Annotated in this window: 21 protein-coding genes; 14 read left to right on the top strand and 7 right to left on the bottom strand. The window is 69.8% G+C overall.

The features are described from left to right. The first annotated feature begins 199 nt into the window (after positions 1–199). From sigK to ON41_RS27655, 4 genes are all read left to right on the top strand, one after another. On the top strand, positions 200–823 hold the full coding sequence (gene sigK / locus ON41_RS27670) for an ECF RNA polymerase sigma factor SigK (RefSeq protein WP_051162634.1): 624 nt from the start codon (positions 200–202) through the stop codon (positions 821–823). Then, a complete protein-coding gene (locus tag ON41_RS27665) occupies positions 816–1541 on the top strand; it encodes an anti-sigma factor (RefSeq protein ID WP_040750798.1) in 726 nt (241 codons plus the stop codon). Before sigK ends, ON41_RS27665 begins: the two co-directional genes overlap by 8 nt. A 204-nt stretch (positions 1542–1745) precedes the next feature. After that, complete coding sequence (locus ON41_RS27660) at positions 1746–2390, top strand: fasciclin domain-containing protein (protein ID WP_040750797.1); 645 nt, start codon at positions 1746–1748, stop codon at positions 2388–2390. A gap of 35 nt (positions 2391–2425) precedes the next feature. Next, on the top strand, positions 2426–3961 hold the full coding sequence (locus tag ON41_RS27655; protein WP_083905689.1) for a molybdopterin-dependent oxidoreductase: 1536 nt from the start codon (positions 2426–2428) through the stop codon (positions 3959–3961). Positions 3962–3979: 18 nt separating this feature from the next. Here ON41_RS27655 and ON41_RS27650 read toward each other — a convergent pair whose 3' ends face one another. The 3 genes from ON41_RS27650 to ON41_RS27640 all read right to left on the bottom strand — a co-directional run bounded on the left by ON41_RS27650 (position 3980) and on the right by ON41_RS27640 (position 6278). After that, a complete protein-coding gene (locus ON41_RS27650) occupies positions 3980–4174 on the bottom strand; it encodes a hypothetical protein (RefSeq protein ID WP_040750796.1) in 195 nt (64 codons plus the stop codon). 122 nt (positions 4175–4296) lie between these two features. Then, the gene (locus ON41_RS27645) at positions 4297–4965 is read right to left on the bottom strand and encodes a VC0807 family protein (protein WP_040750795.1); all 669 of its coding nucleotides are present in this window, start codon (positions 4963–4965) and stop codon (positions 4297–4299) included. Next, positions 4962–6278 (bottom strand): carotenoid oxygenase family protein, encoded by a 1317-nt coding sequence (locus ON41_RS27640; protein ID WP_040750794.1) that lies wholly within the window; start codon positions 6276–6278, stop codon positions 4962–4964. Before ON41_RS27640 ends, ON41_RS27645 begins: the two co-directional genes overlap by 4 nt. A gap of 57 nt (positions 6279–6335) precedes the next feature. On the opposite strand from ON41_RS27640, the gene ON41_RS27635 reads away from it, so the two are divergent. From ON41_RS27635 to ON41_RS27600, 8 genes are all read left to right on the top strand, one after another. Then, positions 6336–6860: a PadR family transcriptional regulator gene (locus ON41_RS27635; RefSeq protein ID WP_040750793.1), complete on the top strand. Its 525-nt coding sequence runs from the start codon at positions 6336–6338 to the stop codon at positions 6858–6860. Between the two features lie 69 nt (positions 6861–6929). After that, the gene (gene glsA / locus ON41_RS27630) at positions 6930–7946 is read left to right on the top strand and encodes a glutaminase A (protein ID WP_040750792.1); all 1017 of its coding nucleotides are present in this window, start codon (positions 6930–6932) and stop codon (positions 7944–7946) included. Then, on the top strand, positions 7943–9574 hold the full coding sequence (locus ON41_RS27625; protein ID WP_040750791.1) for an MFS transporter: 1632 nt from the start codon (positions 7943–7945) through the stop codon (positions 9572–9574). The genes glsA and ON41_RS27625 overlap by 4 nt, the downstream gene beginning before the upstream one ends. A 129-nt stretch (positions 9575–9703) precedes the next feature. Beyond that, complete coding sequence (locus tag ON41_RS39355) at positions 9704–11395, top strand: DUF8189 domain-containing protein (RefSeq protein WP_051162632.1); 1692 nt, start codon at positions 9704–9706, stop codon at positions 11393–11395. 28 nt (positions 11396–11423) lie between these two features. Further along, the gene (locus ON41_RS27615; RefSeq protein WP_040750790.1) at positions 11424–11702 is read left to right on the top strand and encodes a protease inhibitor I42 family protein; all 279 of its coding nucleotides are present in this window, start codon (positions 11424–11426) and stop codon (positions 11700–11702) included. A 142-nt stretch (positions 11703–11844) separates the two neighbouring features. Continuing rightward, a complete protein-coding gene (locus tag ON41_RS27610; RefSeq protein ID WP_040750788.1) occupies positions 11845–12480 on the top strand; it encodes a TetR/AcrR family transcriptional regulator in 636 nt (211 codons plus the stop codon). Positions 12481–12591: 111 nt separating this feature from the next. After that, entirely contained in the window at positions 12592–13599 is a 1008-nt protein-coding gene (locus ON41_RS27605) for an alpha/beta hydrolase (protein WP_157185644.1), read from the top strand. Positions 13600–13794: 195 nt separating this feature from the next. After that, positions 13795–14544, top strand: a complete 750-nt coding sequence (locus tag ON41_RS27600; protein ID WP_040750786.1) for a dienelactone hydrolase family protein — start codon at positions 13795–13797, stop codon at positions 14542–14544. 2 nt (positions 14545–14546) lie between these two features. On the opposite strand, the gene ON41_RS27595 is transcribed toward ON41_RS27600, so the two are convergent. Then, complete coding sequence (locus ON41_RS27595) at positions 14547–15545, bottom strand: substrate-binding domain-containing protein (protein ID WP_040750801.1); 999 nt, start codon at positions 15543–15545, stop codon at positions 14547–14549. An 80-nt stretch (positions 15546–15625) separates the two neighbouring features. On the opposite strand from ON41_RS27595, the gene ON41_RS27590 reads away from it, so the two are divergent. Beyond that, entirely contained in the window at positions 15626–16474 is an 849-nt protein-coding gene (locus ON41_RS27590) for a LysR family transcriptional regulator (protein ID WP_040750784.1), read from the top strand. A 1-nt stretch (position 16475) separates the two neighbouring features. Here the strand turns inward: ON41_RS27590 and ON41_RS27585 are convergent, their stop codons facing one another. Then, positions 16476–17501: an NAD(P)H-dependent amine dehydrogenase family protein gene (locus ON41_RS27585; protein ID WP_051162638.1), complete on the bottom strand. Its 1026-nt coding sequence runs from the start codon at positions 17499–17501 to the stop codon at positions 16476–16478. Positions 17502–17572: 71 nt separating this feature from the next. Further along, positions 17573–18391 carry an SDR family oxidoreductase gene (locus ON41_RS27580; protein WP_051162628.1) on the bottom strand — a complete coding sequence of 273 codons (819 nt, stop codon included), beginning with the start codon at positions 18389–18391 and terminating at the stop codon, positions 17573–17575. A 92-nt stretch (positions 18392–18483) separates the two neighbouring features. Here ON41_RS27580 and ON41_RS27575 point away from each other — a divergent pair, with 92 nt between their 5' ends. Beyond that, complete coding sequence (locus ON41_RS27575) at positions 18484–19059, top strand: TetR/AcrR family transcriptional regulator (RefSeq protein ID WP_040750782.1); 576 nt, start codon at positions 18484–18486, stop codon at positions 19057–19059. Positions 19060–19081: 22 nt separating this feature from the next. On the opposite strand, the gene ON41_RS27570 is transcribed toward ON41_RS27575, so the two are convergent. Continuing rightward, the coding region (locus ON41_RS27570; protein ID WP_040750781.1) for a tachylectin-related carbohydrate-binding protein at positions 19082–19426 on the bottom strand (345 nt) is incomplete at its 5' end.

The following is a 19426-nucleotide window of genomic DNA, read 5'->3' as shown; positions in this document are numbered from 1 at the left end:
GGACAGAACGATGCGGTGACGGCGGATATCCTCGTGACCGGCCAAACCGCCGGGTGGGGCGTGTCGAACTCGAAGTATGCGGACACCAGTAGTGTCGCTACGGCAATCGAGTCCCCTCAGCTACGAGTACGTCCCTCGAACCGCCGCGATGGCGCCAGGATCGCGGCCGAGCCACTCACACCTACGGAGACCGACCGCGATGGCGGATAGAGATATCGACGCACCGGAGGCCTGCTCGGTGCACCGGCCGACTCCGGAGGCCGAGACGACGCGGCGGCTCGTGGCGCTGCTCGGCGAGGTCGCCACGGGTGACCGCGAGGCCTTCACCGGCTTCTATCGCGCCACCCACGACCGCGTCTTCGGCCTGGCGCTGCGCATCCTGCGCCGCCCGGCGGCGGCGGAGGAGATCACCCAGGAGATCTACCTCCATGTCTGGAGCGCTGCCGGGCAGTACGACGCGCGCCTGTCCAGCCCGATCGGCTGGCTGATGATGCTCACCCACCGGCGGGCCGTCGACCGCGTCCGCATCGAAAGCTCGGCCGTCACCAGGGATCTCGCCTACGGCCAGCGGCACCTCGGCCGCGATCACGATATCGTCGCCGAGACCGTGGACCAGCGCTCCGAGGAGCGCGCGGTCGTCGACTGTCTGTCCACCCTGACCGAGACGCAGCGCGAGACGGTGGCGCTGGCCTACTACGGCGGGCGCACCTACACCCAGGTCGCGGACTTCCTCGGCATCCCGCTGTCCACCGTCAAGACCCGCATTCGCGACGGCCTCACGCGGCTGCGGCACTGCTTGGCAGGATCGGTGACCGATGTCTGATCTCGACCCGCACGACGACCTGCCGGACCTCGCGTACCCGTACGCGCTCGACGCCCTGACCGACGCCCAGCGCGACCAGGTGGAACGACTGCTCGCGCGGGCCGACGAGGAGACGGCCGCCGAGTTCCGGGCGACCGTCCGCGAGGTGCGCGAAACCCTCGCGACCATGACCGCCGTCGACGCCGTCCCCGCGCCGGCCGAAGTCGAGGCCGCGTTGCAGCGGGCCCTGGACGCCCGCTCGGCCACGGCATCCGTCACCCCGCTGCGCCGCGCCCGGCCGCGCATCCTGCTCGCCGCGGCCGCCGTACTGGTCGCGGCGATCGCCGCGGCCATCGGAATCACCGTCTACCAGAACCAGACCGGCGATCCGAGCGAGACGACGGCGCAACAGGTGCTCGACCACGCCGACACCCGGACCGACACCGTCCCGGTCACCGGAGGCGGCAGCGTCACCGTCGGTATCTCGCGCCAGCTGGACGCCGCGGCGGTGTCCTTCGACGCGGTCCCCGCGGCCCCGACGGGCCGGACCTACCAGATGTGGCTGATTCCCCCTGGCGGGCAACCACATTCGGCCGGGGTCCTCGAGACACTGCCGGCCGGGCGGGCGCCGCTGGTGGTGCGGCTCGATCTCGCGTCGACGCTGGCGCTGTCGGTCGAGCCCGCGGGTGGCTCCCCGGCGCCCACCACCGACCCGATCGTCGCGGTGCCACTCGACTGATCTCGGGCCGCGGAAACGAATTCGGAATTCGACCAAACCGCAGTGCGACGCTACGCGAACCCCTGTTGTGCACATCCGAAATGGGTTGAGCACGAACGGCGTCCGCGCCTGCCTCGATGAATTCGGCCGGCCGGAATTTCGACATTCCTGTCATTCGCGTGCCTGCGATCACAGTGGATCGCACACCAGAGAAACGAGCACATCATGAAACTCATCCAGCGTTCGGCCGTCCTCGCGATCGCCGTGGCGGCGGCCGCGCTCGGCGTGGCGGGTTGCTCGGACGACAATTCCGATTCCGGCAGTGCGACCACCACGTCCACGGCGGCCACCTCCGCCGCACCGGTCGCGGATCCGGCTGCCGATCTCGTCGGCCCCGGCTGCAAGGACTACGCGGCGCAGGTGCCCACGGGCGCCGGGTCGGTCAGCGGAATGGCCCAGGATCCGGTCACCGTGGCGGCCTCGCACAACCCGCTGCTGACGACGCTGACCGCGGCGGTGTCCGGCAAGCTGAATCCCCAGGTCAACCTGGTCGATACGCTCAACGGCGGCCAGTTCACGGTCTTCGCGCCGGTGGATTCGGCCTTCGCGAAGGTCCCGCCGGCCACGCTCGACTCGCTGAAGACCGATTCGGCCACGCTCACCAAGATCCTCACCTATCACGTGGTGCCGGGACAGATCGCCCCCGACAAGATCGCCGGTGCGCACAAGACCGTGGAGGGCGACCAGGTGACCGTCACCCGTGACGGCAGTGCCCTCGAGGTCGGCGATGCCGCGGTCGTCTGCGGCGGCGTGAAGACCGCGAATGCGACGGTCTACCTGATCGATTCCGTCCTCATGCCCCCGAACTGATCCAGTCGCGGCAGTCCCGCCGAAAGCGAATCGCTGTGAGTACCCCGCCGTACCGCGCCGTCGCGGCACCGCGCCGGATCGGGCCGACACCGGCCGCCCTCGCCGGAATCCTCGCGGCGGCAACGGTTCTGGGGGTCGGTCACCTGGTCGCGCAGGCCGTCGACCCGGCGGCGTCGCCGTTCTACGCACTGGGCGCCGCCATGATCGATCACACTCCGCACGAGCTGAAGGACGCCGCGATCCGCCGCTTCGGCAGCCGCGACAAACAGGCGCTGTTCGTCGCGATGGCGGCCGTGATGGTCCTCGGCGCGGTGTGTGTCGGGCTGCTCGAACGCGTGCGGCGGCTGGGCAGTGTGCTGCTGGCGGCATTCGGCGTCGTGGCCGTACTCGCCGCGGTGCAACGGCCTACGGCCACACCATGGTTCGCGGTGCCCGCCGTCGCCGGTGTCGCCGCCGGAATGCTCGCGTTGCGGATACTCGTCGTGGGCACGAGCCCGCGGCCGACCGACGAGGGCATGTCTCGCCGGAGATTCCTGATCTCCGCGGCGGCGGTCGCCACCTTGGCCGTGGGCGCCGCGGCCGCGGGACGCCTGATCGCGGCGCGGCTGCGGGATGTGGTCGCCGACCGGGCGCGCTTTCCGCTGCCGCGACCGCGTCCCGCGCCCCCTCCCGCCCCATGGGCAGCGACCGGCATCACCCCGTTCCTCACGCCGAACTCGGAGTTCTATCGCGTCGATACGGCATTGCAGCTGCCCGCGCTCACGAGTGCGGACTGGCGGCTGCGGATTCACGGAATGGTCGACCGCGCAGTCGAATTCGATTTCGACAGGCTGCGCGGGCACGCGGCCGTCGAGCGGATTCTCACGATGACCTGCGTGTCCAACGAGGTCGGCGGATCGCTCGCCGGAACCGCCCGCTGGATCGGCTACCCCCTCGCCGAACTGCTCGCCGAGGCGGGCCCGCACCCGGACGCGGATATGGCGCTGTCCCGCAGTGTCGACGGATTCACCGCGGGCACACCGCTGTCCGCGCTCACGGACGGCCGCGACGCCCTGCTCGCCGTGGGCATGAACGGCGAGCCGCTGCCGATCGAACACGGCTATCCCGCCCGCCTGATCGTCCCGGGACTCTACGGCTACGTATCGGCCACGAAGTGGGTGGTGGACCTCGAGGTGACGCGCTTCGACCGGGCGAGCGCGTACTGGACCGATCGTGGCTGGTCCGACCGCGCACCCGTGAAGACGGCGTCCCGCATCGACGTCCCCGCCGCCTTCGCCGCCGTCCCGGCGGGCCGGACCACCGTCGCCGGCGTGGCCTGGGCCCAGCGCCGCGGCATCGCCACGGTCGAGGTGCGGGTCGACGACCAGCCCTGGCAACCGGCCACTCTCGCCCCGGAGTATTCGTCCGACACCTGGCGGCAGTGGACCTGGGACTGGACCGCCACGCCCGGCACCCACACCCTCCGGGTCCGCGCCACCGACGCCACCGGACGGCTCCAGTCCGAACAGCGCGTCCCGCCCTACCCCGACGGCGCCACCGGCTGGCACAGCCGCGTGGTGACCGTGCGGTGAGGCAGGGCCGTCACGCACTCAGGCGGAACGTTCCTGTAGGACCGGCGGGCTCAGGGTGGCGAGTTCGTTCTCCACCGCGCGGGCCGCGTGAACCATTCCGGCGGAACGGAGTTCGGAGATCCGGTCCAGCACCGCGGAGGTGCCGTGCTCGGAGACGATGTCGACAAGGCTGAGCGGTCGTGCGGTGATCACACGCTTCGCGATTCGGTGCATACCCGGTTCCTCACTTACCTCTGATGCCAGTCGCCGCGGCCGGGTGGGGACGCACCGGGCGGCGGATTCTCAGAGTGGCGCGAACCGGGACCTCGCGCATCAGCATCCGAGGCAATCATTACCTAAGTGAGTTGCGGATCCCCCGGCACGGCGGCGAGGCGCTGTTCGGAGCGGCGACCGCGGCGGAGCGTCCAGGACAGCAGGCCGACGAGCATGACGGGCATGAGCAGGCCGGAGAGCGCGGCGGCCTGGTCGATCGGCAGCAGAACCACGATCGGCACTCGCACGATCGCCTCGACGACGAAGGCGACCGCCCAGACCAGCGTCATCGTGCGGAATACGGCGCGGAAGCCGGGCAGGTCCCGCCATTTCCGCTCCCACTCCGCGTCCTCCATACCGCCCGCCGCCCGAAACCGCTTGGAGGCGTGGAAGATGAACGGTTTGCCGACGAAGCAGCTGCCGAAAAACAGCAGTCCCAGGATCGCGGTGCTGAGGGAGTCCTTGAGCAATAGGAACCGCTCGCTCCCCGTGATCAGCGCCAGGGCGGTGCCGATCAGGAATCCGGCGCACATGAACGCCGCGAAACCCTCGATCCGCCGGGCGCGCAGCAACCCGTAGCCCAGGCGCAGGCCCGCCACGAGCGCGCCGCCGAGCAGCGCCCAGTACGGTGCGAGCCCGGCCAGGCGCAGCCCGTAGTAGACGGCCAGCGCCAGACCCGCGTCGAGGAATATGCCCCACAGGATGCTCAGGATGCGGGGCGTGGCGGAGTGCGGTGCGGTGGTGGTCGTCATTTCGCGTCCTCGATCCATGAGCCGTGGAATCCCCGCGGTACCCGCCGCGGCAGCCGGACCGCGGCGACGTCGTGCAGGTCGGTGGCGTCCAGCACCAGCAGCCGGGACGCGGACCCGTCGCCGGGCGTGGCGATGGTCAGCAGCCAGCCGTCGTCCTCGGCGGACGCCCCGGCCGCCGGGACGAATACCGCCTCGCCGAGATGGTCGCCCGCGCCCGCGACGTATTCGGCCGCTGCCCCGCGTTCGGTGTCGTACTTGACGAGGCCTGCGCCGCCCATCGTGTAGAGGTACCGGTTGGGCCTGCCGACGACTTCGTCACGGACGGTGGGGAATTCGACGGCGCGGTCGTCGAGTCGCTGTTCGCGCACGGTGCCCGCGCGCGGGTCGATGGTCCAGCGATGCAGCACACCCCGTTCGCTCGTGGTGGCGTGGTGTACCCGGGTGCGCAGGCGGTCGTCCCCGCCGGGGGCGTGCCACGCGCCGATGAAGGCGGCGGGGGTGTAGCGCACCGCGTCCAGCACGATCGCGCCGCTCGCGTCCTCGCGGGCATTGCCGACGTGGAAGACGTAGCACGGGTCGATCTCGATCCACCGGACCGGCCCGCCGGAGCGCGGCAGTACGCCGATCCGCGCGCCGTAGTTGTCGTCCCACCCGTACGGCATACCCGCGCTGCCGGCGCGGAAGACCGCCGGGAGATCGAGCCACAGCACGTAGTGCTCGGTGATGGCGAAATCGTGCATCATCGTCGGCCCCGGCACCTCGAGCGGCTCGCTGTGCACGAGATCGCCCGCGGCATCGGCGATATGGAAGGTCACGTACGGCTCGGTCGTGGAGTAGCCGTAGAACAGCAACTCGCCGGTGACCGGATCGGTCTTCGGGTGTGCCGTCATCGCCGTGGTGAGCCGGCCGTGGAAGTTGTAGGGGCCGAGGGTGTCCAGCTCGCCGCTCATCCGGTACGGGAATCCCGCCTCGCACAGTGCGAGCAGGTGGCCGCCGTGCTCGATGACGTGGGTGTTCGCCGAGTGTCGCGTGAGGTCGCGCCCGTCTCCGCCCGGCGGCTCGCCGGTGAGTTTCGCCGTCCGGACCCAGCGGTTGCGGTACCACTCGGCCCGCCCGTCGCGCAGCCGGATGCCGTGCAGCATCCCGTGCCCGGTGAACAGGTGACTCGCGGGCTCGCCGGGGAGCGGATTCGGGCCGTTGCGGAGGTAGCGCCCGTGCAGTTCGGCCGGGAGGGCGCCGGTGACATCGAGGCCGAACGCCTCCGTCTCGTCCGGCACCGGCGCCAGGTGGTAGGTGGTTTCCGCACTTGTCATGAGTAAAAGGTGACATGTCGAAACTGACATGTCAATGATGACTGATAGGCTTCGGTCATGTCGATTCGCTACGCGCTGCTCGGGCTGCTGCGGGACCGTCCGGCCACCGGATACGACCTCACGCAGCGTTTCGCCGAGGGCATCGGCCGGTACGCGTGGAGTGCCAAGCACAGTCAGATCTATCCGGAGCTGCGCAAACTGACCGACGAGGGGTTGATCGAGGTCGTCGAGGAGGGCTCGCGCGGTAAACGGGTGTACGCCCTGACCGGCCCCGGGCATACCGAACTGCGCGGGTGGCTGTTGCGCGGCCCGGAGCCCGGAACGGTGCGAAATCCCGTGCTGCTGTGGATGTTCCTGGTCGGCCGGCTCGATCCCGCCGATGCGACGCGCGCGCTCGAGGGGGTCGAGAAACATGCCGTCGATATGCTCGCCGAACTCACCGAAACCTACGAGAGCCTCACCGCCGACGGCGAGGACTCCCCGGCGGGCGCCTACGCCGCCAAATTCGGGGTCTTCTCCTACGAGTCCGTGCGGGACTGGGCACGCTGGGCGCTCGCGGAGCAACGCAAGCGGCAGGAATAGTTCGATCCTTGATAACCTAGCGTTTGCTACAGGGGTCGAAGGTGACAGCGGCGGAGCCGGGAGGACCGAGTGGACACCGATGTGGCGGGTATCGAGCAGGCCGTGTCGACCGGCCGCCTGCCCGCCTGGGGTCGTGTCGAATCGCTGGTCCGCGCCGCCTACGAGCGCTACCGCGACCAGTCCGCCGGCGTGGTCGCCGACTACATTCCCGTCCTGGCCGCGGCCGATCCCGGAGGGTTCGGGATCGCGGTCACCGAGGTGGCCGGCGATATGCACCTCGCCGGTGCGGCCGAGGCCGAGTTCACGGTCCAATCCATCTCGAAGGCTTTCGTATACGCGCTGGTCTGCGACGAACTCGGGCACGAGGTCGTGCGAGATCGCGTGGGCGTCAACAACACCGGGCTCGCCTTCGACTCGGTGATCGCGGTCGAACTCAACGACGGCCACCCGATGAACCCGATGGTCAACGCCGGCGCCCTGGCGACGACCGCCCTCATGCCCGCCGGATCCGCGGACGAGCGGTGGGAGCGGATCCGGACGGGACTGTCCCGCTTCGCCGGCCGCCCGCTCGAACTCGACCTCGCCGTCTTCCGCTCCGAGAGCGAGACCAACCGGCGCAACCGCGCTCTGGCCGAATTGCTGGCGAGTTACGGCCGCATCGATATCGATCCGATCGAGGTCGTCGACGTCTACACCCGGCAGTGCTCGCTACGGGTCAGCGCGCGCGACCTCGCCGTCATGGGCGCCACGCTCGCCGACGGCGGCGTCAACCCGGTGACTGGTGCGCAGGTCGTCACCCCCGCGGTGTGCCGGGACACGCTGTCGGTGCTGGCCGCGACCGGAATGTACGAGCGCTCCGGGGAATGGCTGTTCGAAATCGGCCTGCCCGCGAAATCGGGGGTCTCCGGCGGCATCGTCGCCGTCGCGCCCGGTAAGGGGGCGATCGGAACCTTCTCGCCGCCACTGGATTCCGCCGGCAACAGCGTGCGCGGCCAGCGGGCCGTCGCCTATCTGTCCCGCACGCTCGGCCTGAACGTCTTCGCCTCCGAGGTACACCCGACTACGCAGGGGAGCGGTGCCGCGTGACGACAGGGGTCACCACGGGACCGGCGGCGGACGAGCGCCGGTCCTGGCTGCCGATGGTGGGATTGTTTCTCGGACAGGTGCTGATGTCGTTCAACGTCGCCGCGCTGCCGGTCTCGCTCGGCGGCATGGTCGACGACTTCGGCGTCGCGCCCACGGTGGTGAGTTCGACCATCGTGGTCTACGGGCTCGCCGTCGCGGCCCTGGTCATGGTCGGCGCCAAACTGGGTCAGCGGATCGGCTGGGTGCTGATCTTCCGCTTCGTGGTCGCCACCTTCGGGGCCGCGGCCGCGCTGATGGCGATGTCGCCGTCCATCGGCTGGGCCATCACCGCCCAGGCGGTCACCGGCGCGTCGGCCGCCATCATCGTCCCGTCGCTGGTCGCGCTCATCGCCGAGAACTACCACGGCGCCCAGCAGGCGACGGCCATCGGATCGCTGGGTTCGGCGCGGGCGCTGTCGGGGGTGAGCGCCTTCCTCATCGGCGGTGCGCTCGGCACGCTGGTGGGCTGGCGCCCGGTCTTCGCGATCGTCGTCGTCCTCGCGGTGATCGTCTTCGCCTTCAGCTTCACCCTGCGCTCCGACCGCGGCGACGCCGGGATCGCGATCGACCTGGTGGGTGCGGTGCTGATCGGCGCCGCCGTCGTGGTGCTGACGCTCGGCTTCAACAACCTCAACTCCTGGGGCGTGTTCTTCGCCGACGATTCGGCGCCGTTCGAGGTGGTGGGCGTCTCGCCCGCGCCGGTGCTGATCGTGGCCGGAGTCGTACTGGGGCAGGCGTTCTTCCTCTGGACCCGGCGCCGCGTCCGGACGGGCCGGGTGCCGCTGGTCGACCTGTCGGTGCTGGGCCGGTCCAGTGAGCGGGCGGCGGTCTACGCGATGTTCATCGTCGTCGCGCTCGAGGCCGCGCTGAACTTCACGGTCCCGCTCTACATCCAGATCGTGCAGGGGCGCACGCCTTTCGACACCTCGCTGGCGATGATGCCGTTCAACCTGACGGTGTTCGTCACCGCGACCCTCGTCGTCCGCCTCTACGGGCGCTTCAGTCCCCGGGCGCTCGGGATGGCCGCCTTCGGGCTCACCACCGCCGCGCTGGTGTGGCTGTCCTATGTCGTCAGCAACAACTGGGAGACGCTGCCCACCATCGCCGGGCTGATCGCCTTCGGCATCGGCCAGGGCGCGCTGGTCACCCTCGTCTTCAACGTGCTCGTCACCGCCGTCCCGAAAACCCTTGCGGGCGATGTCGGTTCCGTGCGCGGCACGACGCAGAACCTGGCCTCGGCCGTCGGCACCGCGGTCGCGGGCGCGCTGCTGGTCACCATTCTCAGCTTCACACTGGGCAATGCGCTCGCCGCCCACGACGACGTGCCGCAATCGATCATCGACCGCGCCGGTCTCGACAACGCCGACTTCGTCGCCAACGACCAGCTGCGCGAAACCCTGGAGGGCAAGGGCGCCACCCCCACCGAGATCGACGCCGCCGTCTCCGTGAACGAGGACGCCCGCCTCGACACCCTCAAATTCGGTCTCCTCATTCTCGCCGCGGTCAGCGCCACCGCCATAATTCCCGCCGGTCGCCTCCCCGACTACCGCCCCGAGGAAATCCCCGACCCGGAATCCGCCGACGCCTGATTTCGGCTGCCGGGCCGAACTCTCGACGTATCCAGCAGGTCACAAGGGTCGTCGGTCTCTATACGCGGCCGAGCGCCGGGCGGATACTGGGCCGCGGATCGGGAACGGTTGCTTTCCGGGGAAGCTCTCATGGCCATAGTCGATACGGACCAGCTGAATTCGGATCTGCGAGATTCGTCGGCTCGGTGGGTGGCCCGCGAAACTCCGCAGTCGCTGCTGAACGACGCCGCGAAGATGGCGTTGCTCGGCGTCCTGCTCACCGCGGAGGACCGGGCGCTGGCCGCGGCGCCGCCGTCGGCGTCCGTGTCCGCGGTCGCCGCAACGGATTTCGCGCCCGCGGTGGACTGGCGCGATCGCGGCGGCAACCACGTCACCTCGGTCAAGGACCAGCAGCACTGCGGGTCCTGCGTCTCGTTCGCCTGTACGGCGGTGGTCGAGTCGATGGCCTCCATCGAACACGGCCAGCTGCTGGACCTGTCGGAGGCGGATTCGCATTTCAACTCCAGTCACGGCGCCAGTTGCGGCGGCTGGAACGCCGACGCCTGCCTGGAGCAGATCCGCCTGCGCGGCGTGGTCGGGGACGCCGCGCTGCGCTACGCCGCCGCCTTCGACACGCCGCCGCAGATCGACCCGGCGACCAACCTCTGGCGGCCGTATGCACGGCCGACTCCCGACCGCGTCGCGACCCAGGTGTCCATCGGGAAGCACGGGCTGATCACCGATATCGCGGCCCGCAAGCGCTACCTGTCGCAGGTCGGCCCGTGCGCGGCGTCCTTCGACGTCTACGACGACTTCTACTTCTACTCGACCGGGGTGTACCACCACGTCAGCGGGAAGCGGCTGGGCGGGCACTGCGTCGAGGTGATCGGGTACTCGGACGCCGAGCAGTGCTGGATAGCGAAGAACTCCTGGGGCGCGGGCTGGGGGATGGCCGGTTACTTCAAGATCGCCTACGGCGACTGCAACTTCGACGCCTACTCCTTCGCCACCGCGAGCGATGTGCGGCTGCCCGCCGCCGGCTGGAACGGCTGGGAGACCCTCGGCGGCGTGCTGACCGCCAAGCCGAGCGCCGTCTCCTGGGGGCCCGACCGCATCGATGTCGTTGCGCGCGGCACGGATTCGGCGGCGCACCATCGCTGGTGGGACGGTGCGCGGTGGGGCGGGTGGGAGTCGCTGGGCGGCGGCCTGCAGGGCGGCCCGGCGATCTGCTCGTGGGGTTCGGGGCGGCTCGACGTCTTCGCCGCGGGGTACGACCGTCAGCTGTATCACAAGTGGTACCAGGGCGGTTGGAGCGGCTGGGCGGCGCTGGGCGGGGTGCTGTCCTCCGATCCCGCGGCGGTCAGCCGGGGCCCCGACCGGATCGACGTCTTCGCGCGCGGTATGGATTCGGCGCTGTGGCATCTGTGGTGGGACGGCGGCCACTGGGCCGGGTGGGAGAGTCTCGGCGGCGTCCTCGACTCCGCGCCGGCGGTGACGTCCTGGTCCTCCGACCGTCTCGACGTCTTCGTCAAGGGCGCCGACAGCCGCCTCCATCGCACGTGGTGGAACGGGTCGACGTGGAGCGAGTGGGAGAATCTCGGTGGCTACGCGGCGGGCGATCCGGGGGCGGTCTCCTGGGGGCCCGACCGCATCGACCTCTTCTATCCGGGCGTGGACTTCCGCATGTCGCACCGGTGGTGGGACGGTTCGACCTGGCAGGGCGAGGAGAGTCTGGGCGGGCAGCTCGGCTCGGGGGTCGGCGTCGCGTCCTGGGCGCCCGGCCGGCTGGACTGCTTCGCCGGGGGGACCGATTCGGTCATGTTCCACAAGTGGTTCGGATGAACCGGCGACGGAAGGGAGAACCGATCCGATGATCACCACGGAAGTGGGCCACACCGTCGACGTCGACCTGGCCTCGACGCCCACCACCGGCTACCGGTGGTACAGCCCGGCGCTGCCCGCCGGCCTCGAACTGACGGGCGCGGTCTTCACCCCCGCGCCCGGCGGGCAACCGGGAGACGGTGGCGCACAGCATTTCTCACTGCGCGCCACCGCGCCGGGGCGCTACCGCCTCGAATTCGTGCTGCGCCGGCCGTGGGAGTCCGCTCCCGCCGCCACCCGCGTGGTCGACGTCGAGGTGGTCGAGTAGTCCCGCTGTGACGGCATACGGCGCGCGCGGGGGATCGCTTGCGAAGCCTCCAGTCCACCGGCGGATCCGGCCGGGAGCGAGAAGGGCCGGGTTACTGTGGGCCGACGGTGATCGTCGGCAGGTCAGCGGGCAGGAGGTACGGATGCCGTCGAAAGCAGGGGGACAGCGGCGCCGGCCGACACAGGATCGCGCCAGGGCGACCCGGGAACACATCCTCGACACCGCCGCGCGGCTGTTCGGCGAGCGGGGGATCGAGGAGACCTCGACCAACCGGATCGCGGCGACGGCCGGGGTCAGCGTCGGCACGGTGTACCGGTACTTCTCCGACCGGTCGGTCATCATCGAGGAACTGATCGATCGGTTGGTGCGGCGCGTCGAGGAGCGGTTCACGCAACGGCTGTTCGGCCGGTCCGGCGGCTCGGTCAAGGAGCTGGTCACCGGCATCCTGGAGGCCATCGACGAGGAGCTGGTCGACAACGCGCCGCTGATCCGGGCACTGTCGAGCGGGGTGCATTTCTACAGCAGCGGGCTGCCCGAACTCGAGCCGCGCCTGCGTCTGCTGGTCAAGGTGCTGGTCATCCAGATGCTCGGGCCCGGTGACGATCACAAGTACGACGTGATGACCTTCGTGTTGATCAATACCGGATTCGCCACCCTGCTGCGCGCCTCCGAACTCGACGCCGGAAGTGCGCAGCGGAAGGAGGCGATCGAGATGACCGCCCGCATGATCACCGCCTGGGCCGAAACCGAAATGGACGCCGCCACGCGTCCGGCCTGACCTCCCGCTCTGTGCGGCCGTTCGGATCCGGGGTGCGATTGTTGGGCGCGCTCACAGCGGGCGATCCGTGATCTTGACCCGTGCGGGGCGGTCCTCATACCGTCCATGTCGGTGAACAAGCGTTCACTGGTGGTCCGGGGTCGGTCGTGGGAGACGGGTATGTACGAGTATCGGCCGGGTGGCCGGGGTGTGCGGGCGGCGGTGATCCGGGGGTTGTGCCGGATCTTCGTGCTGCCGACGTTGCGGTGGTGGCCGCTTCGCGGGCCGTTGGCGCGGCTGATGCCGCTGGTGGACGTGGTGTTCCGGCCGGTGCCGCGGTTGGCCGGGACGGAGTACGAGCCGGTGCGCGGCGCGGGCTGGCGCGGTGAGCTGGTGCGTCCGTGCGATGCCGCGACCGGCGGCGGCGCGATTCTCTACCTGCACGGCGGCGCGTTCCTGTTCTGCGGGCTGGCATCGCATCGGCGGATCGTGGAACGGCTGGCGCTGCGCACCGGGCTGCCCGTGCTGTCGGTCGCGTACCGCCACCTGCCCAAACAGCGCCTCGACGTCTCGATCGCCGACGCCACCGACGCCTTCGGCTGGCTGGTCGCGCGGGGCGTTCCCGCCGAGTCGATCGTGTGTATCGGTGATTCCGCGGGCGGCCACCTGGCATTCGCGCTGGCCTTCCACGCCGCCCGCACCGGAGCGGGCCGGCCCGCGGGCGTGGTGGCGATGTCGCCGTGGCTGGATTTCGACAACGCCGCGAAATCCGCCCACGACAATGCCCGCCGCGACGTGTTCATCCCCGCGACGCGCCTGGACCGGGTCGCCGCACTTCTCACCGGCAGCGAGCACAGCGCCGCCATCGACCCCCTCCGCTCCCCGGTCAACCTCGACCCCGGCGTCCTCCCGCCGGTCCTCATCCAATGCGCCGAGGACGAGGTCCTGCGCTGCGACGCCGAACTGATGGCCGACCGCCTCAGCGCCGCCGGCATCGAGAACACCCTCCAGATCTGGCAGGGCCAGGTCCACGCCTTCCCCGTCCTGGCCGACCTCCTCCCCGAAAGCCGAGCCGCCTTGGACGACATAGCCGCCTTCACCACCCGAGTCCTCCCCACCCCACCGGCCAAATGCGCCTGACGGGCCTCGGGTAGTTGTGGGGACGCGGGTTGGGTTAGGGTTGCGGGGATGACTACCGGGACGGCCTTGCGCCACACACGGATCGGTTACCCGGTGCTGTTCTGAGTGCCGTGCGGGCCGGGGGCCCGCTGGCTCGTGCGCCTCCTTTGTCGTGTTGATCGAGTGTTCGAAACATCAATCACGACAGGAGAATTCATGATTTCCGAAACTGTGCGTATTTCCACGGCGGATGGGGTGGCCGATGCGTTCGTGGCTTTTCCCGATGAGGGTGAGCGGCATCCGGGAGTGCTGCTGTACATGGACATCTTCGGGGTTCGGCGGGTGCTGGAGGAGCGGGCGCGGGAGTTGGCCGGGCACGGGTACTACGTGCTCGTGCCCAATGTCTTCTATCGGCACGGCAACTCGCCGGTGGTCGACATTCCCGAGTTCATCGGGGCGGACAACCGGCAGGAGGTCGCGGGCCGGGTGATGCCTCTGTATCAGGCGCACACCGAGGAGCGGGCCCGCCGCGACGCGGACGCCTACCTCGAATTCCTCGCCGGGCGGCCCGAAGTCAGTGACGGACCCGTCGCCGCGATCGGCTATTGCATGGGGGCCGTGCTCGCGCTGCGGACCGCGGCGGCGCATCCGGACAAGGTGGGGGCCGTCGCCGGATTCCATCCCGGCGCTCTGGTGACGGACGCGCCCGACAGCCCGCACCGGCTCGCCTCCGGCCTTGCCGCCCGGGTTCACCTCGGTATCGCGGAGAACGATATGACGCCCGAGGCCGTCGGCGAACTCGAACGGGCCCTGGACGCCGCCGGTGTCGAACACACCTGTGAGATCTACCCCGGAACCGTGCACGGGTTCACCATGTCCGACACCGCCGCGTTCAGTCCCGAGGGGCTGCAACGTCATTGGGATCGTCTGCTCCCGCTCCTGAGTCGCGCCCTGACCGCCGGCTGAGGTCAGGTGTCGAGCAGGTCCGGCGTGAAGATCTCCTCGACCGTCCACAGCCGCGAGGACAGGCCCTGCTCGTAGTGGTAGCGCAGGTAGGTCTCCAGCGTGTGCCGGTTGGCCGCGATGCCGTAGGGCCACCAGTCCTCCGGGAACTGTTCGACAGTGCGGTCCACCAGGGCATTCGCCCACGGAATCATGGTCCGCACCTGGTAGAGCCTGCGGTCGCGGCGGTAGCTGTCGGCGGCGGCGTCCTTGGCCGCGTGGAAGACGCGATAGATCTCGCGGGCGAGGTCGGGATGCCGCCGCAGGAGGTCGCGCCGCGCGACGATCGTGTGCATGATCGGGAAGATCCCGGTGCGCCGGTGGTAGTCGCGTTCCAGCGGTTCGAAATCGGGGAAAAGCCGTGCGACATCCGGTGATCCGTCGAGCACGCACTGCGGGACGTTCGCGGAGAACAGGGCGTCGATCTCGCCCTTCTCGAGCATCCCGTTCAGCGTCGCGCCCTCGGGCGCCTCGATCACCTCGACGGTGTCGGGGTGCGGGTGGGTGGTGAAATCGAAAGGCGCGGAGGGCCGTTCGAGACCGCCGATCACCCAGCGGTTGCGTTCGGGTCGAAACCCGTACTCGTCCATGAGAATTCCCTTGGACCAGACATTCGAATCCTGGCCGTAGGTGCCGAATTCGCCGATGGTCCGGCCGACGAGATCGTCGGGCCCGGTGATCCCCGAGCGGGTGTTGACGAAGACGCAGGAGTGCCGGAACACCCGGTTCGGGAAGATCGGCAACGCCACGAACGGCGACTCGGACTCCAGCAGTCGCAGGTAGAACGTGAGGCCGAGTTCCGCGACGTCGAATTCGCCGCCGCGGAGGAGGCGTTCGAAGATCTCGGGCAGGGTATCGGCGGTTTTCATTGTGCCGTCGAGGTTTTCGCCGGTACCGGCCGAGTCGAACAGGGCTCGGGTGGTGTCGTATCGGTAGCAGCCGATGGTGAGCGCGGTAGTGGTCATGGGTTCCACGCTGCTCCGGGCGAACTCCGGCGTCCAAGACCGTTTCGGTGGACTCGATACCCCACCGGTATCGTGCCGCTGTGGACCTCCGCGCGCTCCGGTACTTCGTGACGGTGGCCGAGGCACGTCACGTCGGCCGGGCGGCACATCGCCTGCACATGACGCAGCCGCCGCTCAGCCGCGCCATCCGGCAACTCGAGGACGAACTCGGCGTCGCCCTCTTCGACCGCACCCCGGCGGGGGTGGCGCCCACCGCCGCCGGGACGGCGCTGTACGAGGAGGCGGTCGCGCTGCTGGGGCAGGCCGACCGGATCCGCGGTCGTGTCGCCGCCGCGGCGGGAGCAGCGCACCTGGTCATCGGGACGCTCGCCGACGCGGCCGAACACGTGGGCGGGCGGCTGGTCCCGCTGTTCCGCGCCCGCCACCCGCACATCGACGTCCACCTCCACGAGACCGATCTCGGCGATCCCACCGCGGGCCTGCGCACCGGGCTCGTCGATGTGGCGCTGACCCGAACCCCGTTCGACGCCAACGGGTTCGGTATGCGGTCGCTGCGCTCGGTGCGGGTCGGGGTGGTGGTACGCGACGACGATGCCCTGGCCGGCCGTCGCTCGGTGTCCGTGGCCGACCTGGGTGACCGCCGCTGGGTCCGGCTGCCGGACGGCGATCCGGAATGGACGGCCTACTGGACCGGTGGCCCGCACGACGATTCCGCCCCCGCACTGCGGACCGTTCAGGAATGCCTGCAAGCCGTTCTGTGGAACGGGATCTCGGCGCTCGCCCCGGTCGACCAGCCGCTCCCGGCCGGGCTGACCGTCGTCCCGCTGACCGACCGGCCGCCGACCGACATAGTCGTGGCCTGGCCGAACGCCCGCCGCACCCCGATGGTCCGCAGTTTTGTCCAACTGGCCGCGACCACCTACCGCTGACTCAGCGGATCGTGCCGATGCCTGCTATCAGGGGGAGGTCGAGTGCGGTGACCCAGCCGGGTGGGAGGTCGTTGACGGCCGGGACGGCGTTGAGGGCGCGCATGCCGGTGGCGAGGCAGCCGGCGATGGCGGGGGTGCGGCCGGATCCGTCGGTGAAGCGGAACGACGTCTCCTGCGAGATGGACGGGGTGCCGAGGATGTCGACGCGGTAGACGTCGTCGCGGGTGCCGGACGGCCAGTCCGGGGCGGCGTCGAGCCCGATGCGGTTGACGTGTTCGAGCGAGATCACCTCGCGGTCGCGGTAGATCCCGTTGACGGTGAAGCGGATCGCCGCGACGGTGCCCGCGCGGACCGTACCCTTCGCCGAGGGCCGGTCGGTCGGCGTGACCCACTTGTCCCACGTCGTGGTGATGCGGTCCAGCGTGATCCCCGCCGCCTCGGCGATCATGGGCACGGTCGGCCCCCACGCCATGATCAGCAGATCGGGATGTTCCAGCAGCGCGGTGTATTCCGGCGGCTGCCCGATGCCCATCTCGAATTCGTAGTCGCCCTCGTAGTCGGTGTAGTCCAGCAGTTCGGACGCGCGCACCGACCGGACCTCGCCGCACAGGCCCATCAGCGTCATCGGGAACAGGTCGTTCGCGAACCCGGGATCGATGCCGGTGGTGAAGCACGACGCCTGCCCGGCCGCGCACGCCTCGGTGATCGGATCGCGCCAGACGTCGGGAATCTTGTCCATGCCCGGCCAGACCCAGGGCGTCATGGCCGTGGAGCACACGTCGATCCCGGCGCGCAGGAACGCCCCGATGACCCGGATGTTCTCATCGGCGAACTGGGCCGTCGGCCCGTAGTGCACCACCGCGCCGGGCCGCAGCGCGATCAGCTCGTCGATCGAATCCGTCGCTCGCACACCGGTTTCCGCGCCGCCGCACAACTCACCGGCGTCGCGCCCGACCTTCTTCGGATCGCTGACGCCGACCCCGGCCAGCTCGAACAGCGGATGGCGCAGGATCTCGGCCAGCACCATCGACCCGACGGTCCCCGTGCCCCACACCACGATTCGCTTCTTCTGGAATGCCACGGATACTCCTTGCCGGATCAGCGGTGGAACTCACCGCAGTCGACGGTCAGCATCTGCCCGGTGACCGCCGAGGCCAGATCGCTGGCCAGGAACAGCGTCGCGCGCGCGACCTCCTCGGGCCCGGCGAGCCGTTGCAGATCGGTGGGCCCGGCCTTCTCCTGGTAGATGTCGGCGTGGGTGACTCCGGCCTGCGAGGCCAGCCAGTCGAAATAGGCCTTGTTGATGTCCTCGTACACATAGGACGGCGCGACGCTGTTGACCCGTATGCCGCGCGGGCCCAGTTCGGTCGCGAGCGATGAAGCCAGATGTGCGAGAGCTCCTTTGGACAGCTTGTACCCCGAGAACTCGGGCTGCGAACTGTAGGAGACGCACGAGTTCACCATGATGATCGACCCCCGCGACGCCGCGAGCGCGTCCGCGAACAGCGCCGAGAGTCGCAGCGGCGCGAAGACGTTGGTCTCGTTGGCGGTGCGCAGCGCGGCGACGTCGATCTGCGTGATGGGGTCCATGGGCGGGATGGCGAAGGCGTTGTTGATCAGGCAGTCGGCCCGCCCGAATTCGGCCAGCACACGCTCGACCACTCCGGCGCGCTGCTGCTCGTCGGTGATGTCCGCCGGGACGGCCAGCGCCGCGCGGCCCCGCCCCCGGATCTCGTCGGCCAGCTTCTCGATTCGGCGCTCCGTGCGGCTGACCAGTACGAGGGTCGCGCCCATCGCGGCGGCCTCGGTGGCGAGCGCGGTGCCCAGCCCGGGACCGACGCCGGACACGACGACGACCTTGTCCTCCAGCAGCGGCACGGGCCGATAGGCCGGCTCGGGCGGGGTCAGCGGGCACATCTCCTCCTCGGATCCCCAGCGGTTACAGAATGTAACGGCTTTGCTGTGACAGACTGTAACGACTCCTGCTGCCGTGGACAAGGACCGATTTCGTGACCACACGCCATCGTCTGGGCCCGCACCGCGACCCGAATGTGGACCGGGCGGTGCTCGAGGCCGCCCGCGATCTGCTGGTCGAGCGGGGGTACGCCGCGACGTCCATCGATGCGATCGCCACCCGCGCGGGCGTGAGCCGCCCGGCGATCTACCGGCGCTGGCCGTCCAAGGCGCATCTGATCGCCCAGGCCGTATTCCCCGATGTCGGCACGGACGAGACCGCCCCGGATCTGGCCGCCGAGGTGCGCAAGGTGATCGGCGGGACGATCCAGCTCTTCGGCTCCGCCGCCGCCCGCGCCGCCATGCCCGGCCTGATGGCGGATATGCGCGCGGATCCGAGCCTCTACGAGAAACTGTCGGCGCGGCTGAACACCCCCACCCGCGAGGAGCTGGGCGCCTACCTCTCGTCCCCTCGCACCCCCGGGCTGGACCCGAATACGTTGCTGGACACCATCGCCGGCGCGGCCCTGTTCGCCATGTGCATTCGCGACATCGACGACCTGGACGGTTTCGCCCGCTCCCTGGAAGACCTCCTGCTGTACGGCATCAGCGGACGTCCCGGCGGATCGTGACCGCGCCGGCGGTAGGCGTCCTCTACCAGCCGCGGCCTATCTGCGCTCCGGAGTTCGGATGCCATCCCGTGGCGCCGGAGGGGTCGTGCGCGCCCGAGCCGATGTACTTGTACCAGAACAGGTTTCCGTTCGGTTCGACCGCGAACAGGGTGATGCCGAAGCCGCCCCGATCGTCCGCGGTGCCGACGAGGCGGACGAAGCGGTTCCAGCCGTTCCCGATGATGTTGCGCGAGTTGGGATGCCAGCCGGTGCCGCCGGACGGATCCTGCTGCCCGTCGCCGGTGTAGGTGTACCAACGGAGGTCGCCGTTGGGTTCGACGCCGAACAGCGTGCCGCCCGCCCCCGTCAGCATGGTGAACGAATTCCA

The sequence above is a fragment of the Nocardia transvalensis NBRC 15921 genome (assembly GCF_000308875.1).
In the GTDB taxonomy this organism is placed as follows: Bacteria; Actinomycetota; Actinomycetes; order Mycobacteriales; family Mycobacteriaceae; genus Nocardia; species Nocardia transvalensis.
The sequence above is the reverse complement of the archived record's forward strand: the minus strand, read 5'-3'. Positions and strand labels throughout refer to the sequence as shown.